Below are 319 nucleotides of genomic sequence, written 5' to 3'. Positions count from 1 at the left end.
GCCAAGTCCTGCGTAGCTTAGCTAAGGTAGCAGCAGATTATCGTTCCAAAGTTTATCAGCATGGCTTCTCAGGTAAACAAACCGTCAGCACTGCTCAAATCCAAGCATTATTATCGCCAAGCCTGCGTATTATGGATAAAAGCATTGCCAGTAACTATCGCCAAGATGGGTTATACAATGCTTACAACATCATTAATTACACTCAAGATGAAGTCGCCGTAGACTATCTATACCCGATGCTTGAAGGCCAAGTTGCGGTATTATCTTCAGGTGTTTTAAACCCCGATGAAGCGGTACAGTTACTCGATAAGCTTTACAG

The 319-nt window shown here is 42.9% G+C and carries 1 protein-coding gene; it reads left to right on the top strand.

The annotated features are described in order from the left end of the window. Window positions 1-319, top strand: a 319-nt coding sequence (locus Q4528_RS13190; protein WP_303521945.1) for a hypothetical protein, incomplete at both ends; no start/stop codon positions are given.

Source organism: Staphylococcus pasteuri (assembly GCF_030547725.1).
Taxonomy (GTDB): domain Bacteria; phylum Bacillota; class Bacilli; order Staphylococcales; family Staphylococcaceae; genus Staphylococcus; species Staphylococcus pasteuri.
This window is presented reverse-complemented; position numbering and strand designations above follow the sequence as displayed.